The sequence below is a fragment of the Flaviramulus basaltis genome (assembly GCF_900114265.1).
GTDB classification, from domain to species: Bacteria; Bacteroidota; Bacteroidia; order Flavobacteriales; family Flavobacteriaceae; genus Flaviramulus; species Flaviramulus basaltis.
Window position 1 is genome coordinate 419,682 of sequence record NZ_FPKV01000003.1, and the last position, 15,352, is coordinate 435,033.

Here is a 15,352-nt window from a genome sequence, read left to right on the forward strand (position 1 = left end):
AAATTATGAATGTTGAGGTTCGTTGCAATTGTTAAATTGATCTGGTGTTTTACCGCAAAAGCCACAGGCTTCACCATCTTTATTTAGCATTGGATTTTGACTTGCGCAAGTACCAGCAAATTTACCGTCTTTTTTAGCCCAAATTTTAATAGCAATTCCAGCTACTCCTAAACCCAATAAAATTAAAGTTATTAAAAGAAGTTTCATTATTAAATATTTTTTGCAAAGGTACTATTTTATCAATCATTTATTAAATAATGAATAAAAGAAAATAAAAATGTGACTAATTAAATAAAGGTGTGTCTTAAGATTGTAAGGTTGAGATTAGAAAAACAAAAACTTAAAACGCGAGAACAATTAATAGCAAATTTTTCATGACCGTTTTGTTTAGAGAGCGATACTTTTTTTTGCTCCATTAAAAAAGCCTCATTTTTAATTAAATGAGGCTTTTGCTTTTTTGTTAGGATTGATAATGTAATATTTTATTGTAAGCTAATTTGTGCTACAGAATTTTTTAAAGAAGCCACACTATTACCGCCTTTAGGTTCAATAGTTATACTTAAAGCTAAAGCATCCTCTAAGTAAGGAATGTTTTTAAGCTTTCTATCTGCTTCATTTAAAATACCCAAACTCACCATTTTACCTTGTAATTCTGCCCAAATTTGGTAGCATTGTTCTTCTGGTAATTGTGGTAGAGAAACCACATCAATCATAGATGTTTTTTCTTTTGGGTTAATGTATGCAACAGTTTTTAAGTCTTTAGCCCTTTCATTTCCTGTAATGATATACTTTTCAGTTTCAGGATTGTTAAGCTTTAAAAGCTGACGCATCACATTGTCTAACATTTTATTGTTTTTAGCAATATCACCACGTAAATCAAAAATTTCATCAACTACTACCTGGTTTTCTTTAGATAGTTTCTGTTTTTGGGCATAAAAATAAAAAGACGATCCAGCGAAAATTAATGCTGCTACACTAGCCGCAACGCTAAGTTTATACCACTTTCTGTATTTTTTAGGTCTATTTAATTTAATTACTGGTTTTTCATCAAGCTCATCTAAAATATTATTTAAGATGTCTTTAGGGGCTTCAACAGCATTACTCTTAGCAACCACCTCTAGGTTGTATTGTAATGTGTTGTAAGTATTCTGTACTTCTGGGGATTTTGAAATATAAGACTCCACCATTTCTGTTTCAGCAGAAGTAGTTTCACCTAGTAGATATTTTTCTAATAGGCCAGAATTTAGAAAAGTATTTATTTTCTCATTCATGACTTTGTTTATTAAGGATTGTAGATTTTTTTCAATTCTCTTAATCCAATTTTTAATCTCGATTTTATTGTTCCTAACGGAATATCTAATTCATCACTAGCTTCTTGCTGTGTCATGCCCTCAAAAAAGAGTGCATTTATTACTATTTGATATTTTTCATCTAAGCTACTTAGATGCTTTCTTATATCTATGACATCCTGATTCAATTCATTGGATGTTATTTTATATACGGAAGAAGTTTCGATTTGGACTTCTTTTCCTGTTTTATTCTTTAAAGATCTAACTTTATCAATTGCAGTATTATATGCAATTCTATAAAGCCAAGTAAAAAGTTTAGCTTTACTAGAATCGTATTTTTTTGCATATCGCCATATTTTTACAAAACTTTCCTGTAAAACATCTTGCGCAGTGTCATCGTCGGTTATTATTTTTTTAATAACACCATATAAAGAATCTGCATAGTTTTCATAAAGTAAACTAATAGCTTTTTTATCGCCTTTTTGCAATAATGAAACGATTTCTTTTTCTATTGATGAAATCAATTTTAGTTGGTTTAGTTTGTTCGGTTAATATACAATTGTTAAAATCAAATTTAGAAATTTCTTTTAAATTATAAGATATTTACTTCAGCTTCTATTGAAATATCAAAAAGGCGCTTAATTGTTTTTTGAATTAATTTTGAAAGATTTAGAATATCTAAACCTTTTGCATTACCATAATTAACAAGGACTAAGGCTTGATTTTTATGGACACCATAATCTCCAAAACGTTTACCTTTAAAACCTGCTTTTTCAATAAGCCAACCCGCAGGAACTTTTACTTCATCATCATTTACGGGATAACTAGGAATATCTTTAAAGTTTTCGACTAAATTATTAAAGTGCGCTTTTGAAATTACGGGGTTTTTAAAAAAACTACCACTATTACCAATTTCTTTAGGGTTTGGTAATTTACTTTCTCGAATAGCAATTACGGCTTTTGAAATATCTTGAATGGTTGCATTTGTGATTTTCATAGCTTCAAGCTGAGAAGCAATAGTGCCATAATTAATATTTAATTTATGGTTACGTTTAGTAAGTTTAAAAACCACACTGGTAATTACAAATTTCCCTTTAGCTTGTTGTTTAAAAATAGAATTTCTATAACCAAAATCACACTCTGTTTTGGTGAAAGTTTGCAATTCGTTATTTTCTAAAGAAATGGCTTCGCAAGATTTAAAAGTATCTTTTAGTTCAATACCATAGGCACCTATATTTTGAATAGGAGCAGTACCAACATTTCCAGGGATTAAGGATAAATTTTCTACTCCACCAAAATCATTATTAATGCACCAAATTACAAATTGATGCCAGTTTTCACCAGCATTCGCTTTTACATAAACAAAATCTTCGTCATCAGAAACAATTTCAATGCCTTTTAAATTAATATGAATAACTAAACCATTAAAATCTTTAGTTAATAACATGTTACTGCCACCGCCTAGTATAAGTTTATTTGGGTATTCTTTTAACTTTAAAATATGTTTTAAATCATCAATATTAGTAACAGATACAAAGTACTCTGCTTTAGCATCAATGCCAAAAGTATTGTAAGGTTTTAAAGATATGTTTTTAAGAATTTGCACTAGTCTTTATAAACTTTTAAAGCTTCTTTTAAAATATGTACAGCTTTTATTAAGCTTTCTTTTTTAAGTACGTAAGCAATTCTTATTTGGTTTAATCCAACACCTGTAGTTGAGTAAAATCCACCAGCAGGAGCAACCATAATGGTTTCGCCATCAACATCAAAACTTTCTAAAAGCCATTGTGCAAAATCATCAGAATTTTTTACAGGCAATTCCGCAATGCAATAAAAAGCGCCTTTAGGTTTTCCTACTTTAACACCTTCTATTTTTAACAATTCCGCAATTAAAGTATTTCTGCGTTCTACATATTCTTCAATAACATCATCAAAATAACTTTGAGGCGTTTCAAGAGCAGCTTCACTAGCAATTTGAGCTAGAGTAGGTGGGCTTAAACGAGCCTGTGCAAACTTTAAAACGGTTTGCATCACACTTTTATTTCTTGAAACTAAGCAGCCAATTCTTGCGCCACACATACTATAACGTTTTGAAACAGAATCAATCATAATAGTATTGTCATCCAATCCAGATTCTTCCATGATAGAATAATGTGTGTTTCCATCGTAGGCGAATTCTCTGTAAACTTCATCTGCAATTAAAAACAAATCATGTTTTTTTACAATAGCAGCAAGTTTTTGTATTTCTTCTTTTGAGTATAAGTAACCTGTTGGATTTCCTGGATTACAAATTAGTATAGCTTTTGTTTTTGGAGTAATTAATTTTTCGAATTCCTCAATAGGAGGCAATGCAAAATTGTCTTCAATTTTAGAAATTACCGGAACAACTTTTACGCCAGATGCCGTTGAAAAACCATTATAATTAGCGTAAAAAGGCTCAGGAATAATAATTTCATCATCAACATCCATAACACTTCCAAAGGCAAAAAGTAATGCTTCGCTACCTCCTGTAGTTACTATAATATCTTCATGAGTAACTTCAATATTATTTTTTTTGTAGTAATTAGCTATCTTTTTTCTGTAATCTTCAGAGCCTTCAGATCTTGTGTAAGCTAAAATTTCAAGTGAATTAAATTTAACTGCTTCTAAAGCTATTTTAGGTGTTTTTATATCGGGTTGTCCAATATTTAAGTAGTAAATAGATTTCCCGTCTTTTACAGCTTGTTCAGCAAAAGGAGCTAATTTGCGTATGGGAGATTGAGGCATTAATTGCCCTTTTTTAGATATTGATGGCATGTATTATTAATTAAGAAACAAAGTTGAGAAAATTATCTTAAAGTTTTTTTAAAAATAGGCTTTAAATAAACAACTTAATCTAAAGATTAGTAAATTGATGTACCAAACTAAACTTTCTTTCATGAATAAGTATTTATGCTTTATAGTATTACTTTTTTGTGTGAACAATATAGGCTTTTCTCAAAGTGAATTTATTGTTCAAAATAAGAAACAATCAGATAAGGTTAACTTTAAATTATTAAACAATTTAATAGTTATTCCTGTGGAAATTAATGGTGTTATTTTATCTTTTATATTAGACACTGGTGTTAGTAAACCAATCATCTTTAATTTTTTAAATGTATCTGATACGCTAAAGATTAAAAATACTGAAACTATTTATTTAAGAGGTTTGGGAGAAGGAGAATCGGTAAAAGCACTAAAGTCTACAAGTAATATTTTTAAAGTTGGTGATGCTATTAAATTAAATCAAGAATTATACGCAGTTTATGATTTTAATTTAAATTTTGCTCCGAGATTAGGAACACCTGTGCATGGTATTATTGGATATGATTTATTTAAGGACTTGATTGTTGAAATAAATTATTCGAATAGCTATCTAAAATTGACAAACCCTAATAAATACAGATATAAGAATTGCAGAAAATGTGAAGTAATTAACCTGGAGTTTTATAATAATAAACCATATATAGATGCTGAAGTTAAAATTCACAATAAAAAAATTCCAATAAAACTTTTAATAGATTCTGGTGGTAGTGATTCTTTATGGCTTTTTGAAGATGATTCATTAGGAATTATATCTGAGAATAAATCTTTTGATGATTTTCTTGGACATGGCTTAAGTGGAAGTGTTTTTGGTAAAAGATCCAGAATAGATGCTTTTTACTTAAAAAGTTTCGAGTTGATTAATGCTAATGTTGCCTATCCAGATTCTAGTTCTATTTCAGTTGCGAGAAATTTTAAAGACCGAAACGGAAGTTTAGCAGGAAATATTTTAAAACGATTTAATATGATTTTTGATTACCAAAAAGCAATAGTTACTCTTAAAAAAAATGAACACTTCAAAGAAAAGTTTAGTTATAATAGAAGTGGTATTGAATTGGCTCATGAAGGTGTTAGACTTGTGAAAGAAATTGATAATGCTATTTTATTAGGTAAAGATGAAGGACCACAAAATAGTCAAACAACTAATAGTAGTAGAATTGTTATAGATACTCAATATAAATTATCGTTAAAACCAGCATATGCAATTGTAGAGTTGCGTGAAGGTTCTCCGGCAGAAAGAGCAGGATTACGAATACATGATATTATTTTAAGTATTAACAATAAACCATCATATAATTTTACTTTACAACAATTAACTCAAAAATTTTATGGAGATGTAGGCACGAGAATAAAGTTAAAAGTAGAAAGAAATGGGCATGTTGTAACCTTTAGTTTTGATTTAGAGAAACCCTTTTAAAAACAAAACCCAAGCATATGCTTGGGTTTATAATATTATTTAATTTGCGTTCTTATTGTTGAACAATACTTTTTTCTTTCTTTTCAAGTAAACTAACTTTATTAGAGTCTATAACTTCACCTTTAATTTTTAAGGCAATAGTTGGTGTTTCAGCATTAGATATAACAGTAATAGTTTTTCTAATTGGGTTTACTCTATTAGTGTCATATTTCACTTCAATTTGTCCAGTTTTACCAGGTAAAATTGGGTCTTCTGGTTTTTTAGGGATAGTACAGCCACAACTAGAACTTACTTTAGATATTACTAAAGGCTCATTGCCTGTATTTGTAAATTCAAAAACTCTTACACCGTTAGAGCCTTTTTCAATAGTTCCATAATCAATAGTGTCAGATTTAAACTCAATTTTTGCCTGAGCGTTTACTGAAAAACTGATTAATCCGATAAATAAAATAGTAATTAATTGTTTCATGGTTTTGTTTTTTATTAATCATTATAACGCCTTAAAAACCTTTAAGTTAGCAGGTGTTTTTTTGTTTTTTTAATCTTTATTTTAGTTCAAACATACTTACTTTTTCCACAATCTGCAAAAATAATAGACGTAATGCATGTATATTAACATAATTAACTTAGTTAAAAGTACGTACAACTTTTTTGTTATTCAGTTTAAAAATTGTTAAAATTAGCTAAATTCATTTACATCTATAGTTATTATAGCTTTCACAGAAAAAGAAATATAAGTACTTTTGCACATCAATATTCAAAAACCATTCCAAAGCATGCAAATTCCAGCAAAATATGATGCAAGTCAGGTAGAAAATAAGTGGTACAACTACTGGATGAAACATAATTATTTTCATTCAGAGCCAGATGAAAGAGAACCTTACACCATTGTAATACCTCCTCCAAACGTAACGGGAGTACTGCATATGGGGCATATGCTTAATAATACAATACAAGATGTATTAATACGTCGTGCACGTTTATTAGGAAAAAATGCTTGTTGGGTACCTGGTACAGACCATGCTTCTATTGCTACAGAAGCAAAGGTTGTTGCTAAGTTAAAGGAACAAGGAATTGATAAAAACGATTTAACTCGTGATGAATTTTTAGCGCACGCATGGGATTGGACACATGAATATGGAGGCGTTATTCTTCAACAACTTAAAAAATTAGGTTGTTCATGTGATTGGGATAGAACCAAATTCACCATGGATGATGATATGAGTGAAGCGGTAATTAAAGTTTTTGTTGATTTATACGAAAAAGGCTTAATTTATCGTGGTTACCGTATGGTGAACTGGGATCCTGAGGCAAAAACAACGCTTTCTGATGAAGAAGTAATTCATGAAGAACGTCAAGGAAACCTTTATTATTTACAATATAAAATAGAAGGAAGCAATGATACTTTAACCATTGCAACCACACGTCCTGAAACTATTTTTGGTGATACTGCAATATGTATAAATCCTAATGATGAACGTTTTTCTAACTTACGTGGAAAAAAAGCCATCGTTCCAATTTGTAACCGAGTAATTCCAATAATTGAAGACGAATATGTAGATATGGAATTTGGTACAGGTTGTTTAAAAGTTACACCTGCACACGATGAGAATGATAAAAATCTTGGCGATAAGCACAAGCTAGAAGTTATCGATATATTTAATGAAGATGCTTCTTTAAATAGTTTTGGCTTGCATTATCAAGGTAAAGACCGTTTTGTTGTACGTAAAGAGATTACCAAAGAATTAGAAGAAAAAGGGTTTTTGGTTAAAACTGAAACGCATATTAATAAAGTAGGAACTTCTGAAAGAACAAAAGCAGTTATAGAACCACGATTAAGTGATCAATGGTTTTTAAAAATGGAAGATCTTGTAAAACCAGCTATTAAATCGGTTTTAGGTGATAACCCGGAAATTAACTTATTCCCTAAAAAGTTTGAGAATACATACAGACATTGGATGGAGAATATTCGCGATTGGAATATTTCGCGTCAATTGATGTGGGGACAGCAAATTCCAGCTTATTATTATGGTGATGGAAAAGAAGATTTTGTAGTTGCAGAAAGTATAGAGGAAGCTTTAGAAAAGGCGAAATCAAAAACAAAAAACTCACAATTAACAACTAGTGATTTAACTCAAGATAAAGACGCACTAGATACGTGGTTTTCATCTTGGTTATGGCCAATGAGTGTTTTTGATGGTATTAGAAACCCTGAAAACGAAGAAATAAAATACTATTATCCAACCAACGATTTGGTAACAGGACCAGATATTTTATTCTTTTGGGTAGCACGTATGATTATTGCAGGTTACGAATACAAAGACGAAAAACCGTTTAATAATGTGTACTTAACAGGTTTGGTGCGCGACAAACAACGTCGTAAAATGAGTAAATCTCTAGGGAATTCTCCAGATGCTTTAAAACTTATTGATGATTATAGCGCCGATGGTGTTCGTGTTGGTTTACTTTTAAGTTCTGCTGCCGGAAACGATTTAATGTTTGACGAAGCGCTTTGCCAACAAGGAAAAGGTTTTAGTAACAAAATTTGGAATGCTTATCGTTTAATAGATGGTTGGGAAATTGATGACACTATTAATCAACCAAAAGCAAGTAAAATTGCCATTGAGTGGTATGAATCTAAGTTTCAAAAAGCTTTAATTGAAATTGAAGACCATTTTAGTAAATACCGTTTAAGTGATGCTTTAATGGCAACTTACAAGCTAATTATGGATGATTTTTCGTCTTGGTTACTAGAAATTGTAAAACCAGCATATCAAAAACCTGTAGATGTTAAAACTTACAAGTCTTTAATTGAAGCTTTTGAAAATAACTTAAAGATTTTACATCCGTTTATGCCATTTTTAACAGAGGATATTTGGCATTACATAAAAGATAGAACTCCAGAAGAAGCTTTAATTGTTTCAAAATGGCCAGAAAATAAGGCGATTAATGAGAACTTAATTTTAGAGTTTGATTTTGCTTCAGAAGTTGTTTCAGGAATTCGAACTATTAGGAAAGAAAAGAATATTGCTTTTAAAGATGCTATTTCATTTTCAATAATTAACAATGAAAAAGCTAATACCACTTTTGATGCTGTTATTGCTAAACTAGGGAATTTAGAGAATTTAGAATATGTTACAGAAGCTATTGATGGCGCTTTAACTTTTAGAGTAAAATCTAATGAATACTTTATTCCAATGGCAGGAAGTATTGACATTGAAGCTGAAATTATAAAGCTAACCGAAGAGTTAAATTATACCGAAGGCTTTTTAAAATCTGTGCAAAAGAAGCTGTCTAACGAACGTTTTGTTGCTGGTGCTCCAGAACAAGTGGTAGCAAGCGAAAAGAAAAAAGAAGCAGATGCTTTAGCAAAAATTGAAACGCTTAAAGCTAGTTTGGCTAGTTTGGGTTAGTATTTTGAGTTATTGTTTACGGTTTTGTATATAATTAGTGGCGTGTTTAAGCAACTAATTTAGTAAACAAAAACGGAATAGAAAATCCGCGAGGATTTTCGTAAGCAAGCTAGAACAGAGCAAGAGCAATTAATTATACACGGTGTTAGGCATAGTTATTTTAAACTTTTAATCAATAAATCTAAATCAGAGATTGGTGGAAGTATGTTAAGATTTATATTATTCCTTTGTGTAACTAAATCGATTTGATTTTGGGCACTTATTGTTGAATGGGCTATTGAGCCACGTTGAGCTCCAAAACTATCCATTGTGCTCAACCAAGCATTATCCAAATCACTTTCTTCGACACCAACCGGAAGTAACATTTTATATAAATGCTCTGATTTTATTCCGTGATTTGACCCTAGCTTATTAATAAAATGTCTTACTACTTTATTTACACGAAAGTCAAATTTTAATTTATCAACTTTTTGAATACGGTCCCAATTAATTTCGTCAGCACAAAAAGACATTACAGCTAAAAGGCAGTTACTTTTCTTTCTTCCAATTATCCAATCATCAAACGCTTTTTCAATTTTTTGCAATGCAACATCCTCAAAATATGACTCAATTTCAGCGTGTACCAAAAGCACATAACTCCTAATTAAATCAGATTCTTTCTTTGTATAGTTACCAGAAATCTTTACAATTGGTAGTAGATTTGTTTCAAGAGAATTTATCCTAGATACCAAACGAATATATCTTTTAGAATTTGCCATCTACATTTCTTCAATCAAAAACAAACCATTTTCATATAATGGAACATCAATTGTAACATCTAAAATATTCGATAAAGCTTGACCCCAAGTAGTAAGTCTTTTGAACGTGTTCTCCATACTTTTAGTTGTATGTTCAAATGATTCTAAAAAATCTGAATCATTTTCACATAAGTTTTTAAATGAAGTCAATATTTCATCACCTTTATTTTTAGCTTCATTTAATATATCTTCATTACTAAAGTAATAAACCATAATATCGAATACTGCTCTGTTGAAATTGCCTTGAAAGGAATTTCCATTCCATTTACTAAAAGCCTTTTTTGAATCACCATACATAGTTATAACAAAGTCAATTGCGTCATTTAATAATTGTGCATCTTTTCTTATGACCTCCTCTTTTTTATGCCATAAATCATTTAATTGTTTAACAGTGTTATCAAAGTGTTTTTTAAGATTTCCATCATAAAATGGCAAAAAATATTTGTTTGCAAAATATCGAATAACAATCTCGACATCCCTCATTCTATAGTCAGGTTTCTTCAGGTTTAACATTAATTTTATTTGCTCACTTTCTATTGAGAACTCATCTGCAAAATCAATAAATGGGCCAGGATGAAGTGCTTGTCTTAATTCTTGAGGACTTAATTTGATACTTCCAGTATTTAATCGAAGAAAGACAGTAAAGAGAAACTCTTCATTTGGCCAATTTTTCAAAACTACTGTCCGGATACTTTGGTTCTCAATTTGTATTAATTCTTCAGAAAATTGAGACTCATCTCTCAAATTTTTGTAAGTCTTGCCATTTAAATGTGTTAGAATTTCTAAACCAGAAAGTTTTAATGGGACAAATTCATCGTCCTTTTTTATTGAGAAGAATCTTCGAATAGTTAATAATCTTTGTTTACCGTCTATGACAATATATTTCCCTCTTGAATTCGTTTTTTCAGCTAAAATAATTTGGGGAATAGGTAATCCTAAAATCAAAGATTCTATAAACTTACTTTTAGCTTGATTAGACCAAGCGTCCCTCCTCTGGAATTTAGGGAATAAATCAATATTATTTTTTAACAATTGAGAGTTAATAGTTTCAGCAGTCCAATCTGTTCCCCAAATTACGGCTTGACTAAAAGTTGATACATCTTGTAATATATCATCCTCATTTTCTGTACCTACGTCTTCAATATTTTCGAAGAGTGATTCGTTTATTTCTTCTTTACTTTCTATCATTTTATTTTTTTAATTATGCCTAAATACTTGACATGAAATCGTTTTATTGTTTTATATCTAATGTAAACGAAGTTATCATTTTTTTCTGACAAAGTCAATTCATAAAAAAAAACCACCTTGTTTTTACAAAGTGGTTTTTTATGATAATTAATTTTTAAACTAGTTTACCGAAATAAGATTTATATCAAAAATTAAAACAGACCCTCCTGGTATTCCGTTATAATTATTGTTTCCGTAGGCTAGATGCGCTGGAATTAAAAGCATACCGCTTCCACCTTCATTAAAATAGGTGATACCTTCTGTCCAACCCGTAATAACTTGTTGCAAATTAAATGATATGCCTTCTGCATCACTTTGGTCGAATACAGAACCATTAGTGAAATAGCCTTTGTAAGCAACAGTAACATTACTATTTATATTTGGTTGTGCACCACTACCTTGGTTTTCTATAATATAGTATAATCCAGAATCACTTTTTTCTGCATTTAAGTTATTATCAGTAATATATTCCTGAATATCTTCATCATTTTTATTGACATAATCAATAGAATCATCTTTACCACAAGATGTAAAAAGAATTAAAGCCATTGCTAATAGTGTGTATTTCATAGTTTGATTTTAAGCTGACAAATATAATAACATGGTTTTGCTGATATCCTTTTTTATTGTTAAAATCACGCATAAAAAAACCACCTTGTTTTCACAAAGTGGTTTAATTAAAATATAAAGCATTAGTCTATAACTTCTTCTAAATTGATGAGGTTATCATCTGGTATACGATCAATCATTTTGTTATAAGGGTCTATACCTGCTTTAGCTGGTATTTTTGTTGTTATGAAAGTATGAGTTGATTTACCTGGTTTTATCCATAGTTTTTCCAGTAGTAAAGGCGATTTAATGGTCATGCCATTAGCGTTTTTAGTATCGTTATCAAAAATTCCAATTTCTAATAAATTAGGCTGTTTACCAGTATTTAAAAGTTTTCCATTACCATCAAAATAGTTTTTAGAACTTTCAACAGTAATAGTGACTTCATATTTATCTTCAGCTAATTTTTTATAAGTGGCTTCAGTTACTTTATTTGAGTATAATGTTATTTTTTCAAAACTATCTTCTAAATAATATTTTAAAGAATCTGGTGTTACAGATTTTATATAATCATACCATTCTGTTGTGGTTGTAAACGGTGCTTCTGGTCTAAATTTCGCAGTTTCAGCATAATTTTTAAATCCTTTATTTAAATTAGATTCACCTATTAAATCTTGTAAACCATATAATATAAGACCACCTTTTCTATACCAAACATAGGCTTGATTATCGTTCTCTAATAACGTCTTTTCAAATTTACTCTCATTAGCTCTACTTCTTAAATACCTATCTAATTCTTCTTTCAAGAATTTTTGCATGGCATCAACGCCATATTCTTTTTTCATTACCATTAAAGAAGAATATTCTGCCATTGATTCTGATATCTGATTGGCACCTCGAGTTGCAGATGGTGTTATTTGATGTCCCCACCATTGATGTGCTACTTCGTGAGCTGTAACAGTATAAACATAATCTAAATCATTTGGATCACTAAAATCGCCTACCCAACCAAAGCTCTCCGCAAAAGGTACTGTATTAGGAAATGATTGTGCAAATGTTGAATATCTTGGAAATTCTAAAATACGCATTTGACGGTATTGATAAGGACCATAATTCTCAGAGAAATAATCCATTGAATGTTTCACGCCTTTTACAAATCGATCTAAATTAATGGTATGTGTTGGATGATGAAAAATTTCAATATTAACTTTTTCTCCAGATTTTCCTGTCCATACTTCTCGATGCACTTCATATTCAGCCGATGAGATATTATAGAAGAAATCGAGTTCGCCTTCCATTTTGTAGGTATAGTATTTTCTACCATTTTCTTCCCATTCTTTTTGTAAATATCCAGGCATTACTGCAATTTGATTTGGAGCAGTACTTACTGTTCCTTCAAAAGTGATATAATCTGCATCATCATTAAAGAGTAAATTGCTTAATCCCCAAGAATCTGTTTGCACTGGTAATTGATAATCTTTTATAGGTAAGTCGTACTTTTTACGGTCTTGATCACTGGTTAATTCACCTTGTGAATTATAGCCAAAAGATGGAAAAAAATCATTATTTAAAAATGTGCCATTATAAACAATTGTCGAACCCGTACCTTCATTAGGAAAGCCTTTGTAAGAAGCTGCAACTTCCATTTCTAGTATAATGGTGTCTCTTGGCTTTAATGGGGTATCAAAAGCATAAATTTCATAGCCATAATCATCATAGCGTTTACCAAGTTTAGGTGATTTTCTACCTAAAGTAAAGGATTTTAATTCTTTTTTCAATAACCCTTCTGCTCCCCAACTTAGATGTAATGAATCTATTGCTTTGTCTGTTTTATTAACCATAACATATATGGTTTTAATGGTTGCAGAACGCTCTTCTGGAACTAAATCAGCAAATACTTTAACATCAATTACTTTTGGTTGAGCTATTTTATCATAATTACTAATTTGTTTTTCATAGTCCGCAGAACCTATTTTTCCAGCTTTTACAGTTCGATATTTATTTATTGTTTTTGTGTTATAATTGATAAATGCACCAGAACTAATAAATACGACTAGTAAAATAACAAGTGTGCTTATCGTTCTAATATTCAATCGTTCTTTTACCAATTGCCATCTTGCTTTTATACCAGAATCTGTTCCTCTTTTCCAGAATAAATAGCCAATTACTGTTAATACAGCACCACAGGCCAACCAGTAAGTTCTAAACCAAAAAAGACCTTTTCCAAAATGTCCAAATCCGTTCATGTCAGAAACCGTATAGCTTGGTGCATAACTATATAGGTAGAGGTTGTTGTCAACATCGGCTAAACTATTTAATCCAAAAAGTAACACCCAAAAAGCAATAGCAATGACATGACCTAGAAATTTTTTTGTAACTAAGGAATGTACAAAGAAAGCAAGCATTATAAAGGTGATGTATTTTGGGAATTCAATTAAATATAAATCGGTAAAATACATGTCAAATTCAAAATTAAAATAACCTTTAATAACTTGGTTAAATACACCACTTATTAAAATCATGTTAACCAAAATGAAACTTACTATAACTAGTGCCAAAAATTTGGATCCATAAACAATTCGATTAGGTAAAGGGAGCGATCCAAATATCTGATTGTAATTAACATTACGTTCTCTATGTAAAACTTCGCCAGTCATAAAGACTATAAGGATAAATATGAGAATAATAAAGGTGAAATCTTTAACCTCTAACATATAATAGGTAAGAGGTAACGATGGGGTTCCATAAATTGGAAATCCATACCACGCATCATAGATCAAAAATGCAACCGCGGCTATAAGAATCGCTTTAAAAAAATTATCTCTAATGATGTTCTTTAATTCCATAAACGCTAGCGAGAACAATAGCTTTATATTTATGCTATTAGAAAACACCTGTGTTACCTTTGGTAATTTTGTTAATGCAGCAGAAGGATTAGCTTTATCTAAGTTGTCATTTTTCTTTTTTGAAGTATAATTCTTGTTTAGGAATTTTGAAAAATCAAATCTAAATAAAGAATAAAGGAACACTAAAAGACCTAGTCCAACCCATAATAAGCGATTCCATATTAACATACCCGCAAAAGGAATAGTGAGACTGTTTTGCTCCTCTGGAGTCCAATATCTTATAACATTTTGATATGTACCTAAGCCAAATGGGTCTAAGAGGCTTACTAAATTTTTGTTTTCTATATCTTGAGTTAAAGTTAAGGTGATTAAATAGGTTATAAATAATAAGGCACCACCAGCATAAGCTAACATTACTTTTTTTGTTAAACTTACTAAGGCAAAGAAAATACAACCTGAAAAGAAAAAATTAGTCCAATACAGCATGAGTGTTGGTTGGATGTAATGCCATAAATTAAAAGACGTAAAACGTTCTGCTTCTATGTATCCAGCAATGGGGCCTATAGCAAACCCTATAATCATTCCTAAATGCAAACCAAGGCTAATTAAAAAAAGTATGAACATAGAACCAAAAAACCGACCTAAAATGTAACCTTTTTCACTTATTGGATAAGAGAAATAATAGTTTTCAGTTTTGTGTTCAATATCTCTATAAACAGGTACGCCCATAATGGCGCTTGCCATCATGACACCAAAAATGCTAATAATAGATAACATTCTTGCAATAGCAACAGGCGAGTTAACAAAAACTTTTTCTGATGCAGGTCCGTTTCCGCCAATACAAATTATAAGTCCAAAAATTAGAAGAATACCAAAATACGCCCAAGTTGCAGGTCGTTTTAGTCTGTATTTTATTTCGAATAAGAAAATTTCTTTAAACATAATTGAATGATTTTAAGTAAAAGAATAAAAC

General features: G+C 30.4%; 12 protein-coding genes. 2 read left to right on the top strand and 10 right to left on the bottom strand.

Annotated features, from left to right (window positions below; all coding sequences use genetic code 11):
- Positions 1 to 3 precede the first annotated feature (3 nt).
- From BT151_RS14080 to BT151_RS14100, 5 genes are all read right to left on the bottom strand, one after another.
- A complete protein-coding gene (locus BT151_RS14080; protein ID WP_072402972.1) occupies positions 4 to 207 on the bottom strand; it encodes a membrane or secreted protein in 204 nt (67 codons plus the stop codon).
- 275 nt (positions 208 to 482) lie between these two features.
- Entirely contained in the window at positions 483 to 1,271 is a 789-nt protein-coding gene (locus tag BT151_RS14085; protein ID WP_072402973.1) for an anti-sigma factor, read from the bottom strand.
- An 11-nt stretch (positions 1,272 to 1,282) separates the two neighbouring features.
- Positions 1,283 to 1,813, bottom strand: coding sequence for an RNA polymerase sigma factor (locus tag BT151_RS14090; protein WP_072402974.1), 531 nt, complete (start codon positions 1,811 to 1,813; stop codon positions 1,283 to 1,285).
- A 68-nt stretch (positions 1,814 to 1,881) separates the two neighbouring features.
- The gene (gene murB / locus BT151_RS14095) at positions 1,882 to 2,895 is read right to left on the bottom strand and encodes a UDP-N-acetylmuramate dehydrogenase (protein ID WP_072402975.1); all 1,014 of its coding nucleotides are present in this window, start codon (positions 2,893 to 2,895) and stop codon (positions 1,882 to 1,884) included.
- Entirely contained in the window at positions 2,895 to 4,085 is a 1,191-nt protein-coding gene (locus BT151_RS14100; RefSeq protein ID WP_072402976.1) for a pyridoxal phosphate-dependent aminotransferase, read from the bottom strand. Before BT151_RS14100 ends, murB begins: the two co-directional genes overlap by 1 nt.
- 121 nt (positions 4,086 to 4,206) lie before the next feature.
- On the opposite strand from BT151_RS14100, the gene BT151_RS14105 reads away from it, so the two are divergent.
- Positions 4,207 to 5,547, top strand: a complete 1,341-nt coding sequence (locus BT151_RS14105; protein WP_072403181.1) for a PDZ domain-containing protein — start codon at positions 4,207 to 4,209, stop codon at positions 5,545 to 5,547.
- 52 nt (positions 5,548 to 5,599) lie between these two features.
- Here BT151_RS14105 and BT151_RS14110 read toward each other — a convergent pair whose 3' ends face one another.
- Positions 5,600 to 6,016 carry a DUF1573 domain-containing protein gene (locus tag BT151_RS14110; protein WP_072402977.1) on the bottom strand — a complete coding sequence of 139 codons (417 nt, stop codon included), beginning with the start codon at positions 6,014 to 6,016 and terminating at the stop codon, positions 5,600 to 5,602.
- 307 nt (positions 6,017 to 6,323) lie between these two features.
- Here BT151_RS14110 and BT151_RS14115 point away from each other — a divergent pair, with 307 nt between their 5' ends.
- Positions 6,324 to 8,960 (top strand): valine--tRNA ligase, encoded by a 2,637-nt coding sequence (locus BT151_RS14115; RefSeq protein ID WP_072402978.1) that lies wholly within the window; start codon positions 6,324 to 6,326, stop codon positions 8,958 to 8,960.
- A 155-nt stretch (positions 8,961 to 9,115) separates the two neighbouring features.
- Here the strand turns inward: BT151_RS14115 and BT151_RS14120 are convergent, their stop codons facing one another.
- The 4 genes from BT151_RS14120 to BT151_RS14135 form a co-directional block, all read right to left on the bottom strand.
- On the bottom strand, positions 9,116 to 9,718 hold the full coding sequence (locus BT151_RS14120; protein WP_072402979.1) for a HEPN domain-containing protein: 603 nt from the start codon (positions 9,716 to 9,718) through the stop codon (positions 9,116 to 9,118).
- Positions 9,719 to 10,945, bottom strand: coding sequence for a DUF262 domain-containing protein (locus BT151_RS14125; RefSeq protein WP_072402980.1), 1,227 nt, complete (start codon positions 10,943 to 10,945; stop codon positions 9,719 to 9,721).
- Between the two features lie 159 nt (positions 10,946 to 11,104).
- On the bottom strand, positions 11,105 to 11,554 hold the full coding sequence (locus BT151_RS14130) for an FKBP-type peptidyl-prolyl cis-trans isomerase (protein WP_072402981.1): 450 nt from the start codon (positions 11,552 to 11,554) through the stop codon (positions 11,105 to 11,107).
- Between the two features lie 122 nt (positions 11,555 to 11,676).
- Positions 11,677 to 15,321, bottom strand: coding sequence for an ABC transporter permease/M1 family aminopeptidase (locus BT151_RS14135; RefSeq protein ID WP_072402982.1), 3,645 nt, complete (start codon positions 15,319 to 15,321; stop codon positions 11,677 to 11,679).
- Positions 15,322 to 15,352 lie beyond the last annotated feature (31 nt).